General features: G+C 29.9%; 2 protein-coding genes. Both read right to left on the reverse strand.

What is annotated here, in order from left to right; all coding sequences use genetic code 11:
- Positions 1–110: 110 nt before the first annotated feature.
- Positions 111–359, reverse strand: a complete 249-nt coding sequence (locus R6X41_RS19700; RefSeq protein WP_318502068.1) for a hypothetical protein — start codon at positions 357–359, stop codon at positions 111–113.
- A complete protein-coding gene (locus tag R6X41_RS19705; RefSeq protein WP_318502069.1) occupies positions 356–859 on the reverse strand; it encodes a GNAT family N-acetyltransferase in 504 nt (167 codons plus the stop codon). The genes R6X41_RS19700 and R6X41_RS19705 overlap by 4 nt, the downstream gene beginning before the upstream one ends.
- Between the last annotated feature and the right edge of the window lie 519 nt (positions 860–1,378).

Raw genomic sequence — 1,378 nt, forward strand, 5'->3', positions numbered from 1 at the left:
GGTTTACAATATCAAAATATTCTAACAGGCCTTCTGGCAATAAATAACGGGCTAATTCTATATTCAAAATCTAAACACTTTTTATTCAAAGATAACATTCTCCCCAACTTTTATGCTTGACCCGGTATAATCGCTAAATGTTCAATATAACGGAGTGAATCAAAATTCCACCAAAATATTAACCCAATAAATTTTTCGTTTTGATGTATACTCTCACAGTGATAATTGTTTAATTTCAAAATGTGTGTTTGTCCTTCTATATTTCGTCTTTCATTTAAAGGAAAAGTGTTTTCATATAGTTTCCAAACTTCAGATAGACTAAGCGATTCAACCGTAATTAAACGTTTGTAGGTAATCATAAATTTGAAATAGTTTTATACATCATATAATGTGTACCTACTTTTGGAATATTAAATGCATTTCCACTAATTTTATATCCATTTCTTTCATAAAACTTCACAGCTATTTCTCTAGCATTTAACCAGATTAATGAATCTTGTTGTTTTTCTACTATAGATTCTCCTACTTGAATAAGAATATTTCCATATTGTAAACCCTGATGTTCTGATAAAATAGCCATACCGCGGAGTTGATATTGGTTTTCCGAAACAAATGTCTCATTTAGTGTTTTCATAAAAGTTACTACACCAACCAAATCCGATTTAAAATACAATCCCAGATGGAATGTCGTAGGATGCGTATCGTTAACAAATTCACAATCTTTAATTGGTCTTCCTGGTCTTAAAACAGGCTGTCTTACACTATAAGTTTCCTGAGCTTCTATATTTTTAATTGTAATAAATGGATTCTCTGTTTTAAAGAGTGTAGAAGGCATCCCATTATATGTGTCTTTTTTCATAGGTCTTAATCTGCATTTATAAATACTTGTTCTGAATTATTACAAGCATCTATTGTTGTTAACTTAAATCTGTAAACAAGTTAAGCTTTAGCCCTTTGTGCTGCATAGCCTAAGCTCTGTTGCTTCTTATCTAATTTGTATCCAAATACTACAGGTCTTTCATATGAATGCTATTTTGATTAAAATCAACTAAAACAGTCATGTTCCATTTTACATACAGTCTAATAACCCATATTATGTTTATTATTATCGCTGTAATTTTAAGAAGCAATGCTGCTTCTACTAAACTTGCGAATGCAGTATCTAGTGTACTTAATTACGAATTCATTTTTATATATTTTAAAAGGTGAATCCTTAGCTTTAAATTCTATTAAATATAATCTTTAGGTTTCAGTTCAATAGCGTCCAAAACGTTTAAAAAAAGAGAAAGGAAATTTTGTTCCGCAAAGTTACCTTTGTGGTGCACCACAAAAACCCTTTCTCCGATGATAAATATAACATTGTTTTCTCAAATAATTT

Source organism: Formosa sejongensis (assembly GCF_033447105.1).
Taxonomy (GTDB): domain Bacteria; phylum Bacteroidota; class Bacteroidia; order Flavobacteriales; family Flavobacteriaceae; genus Formosa.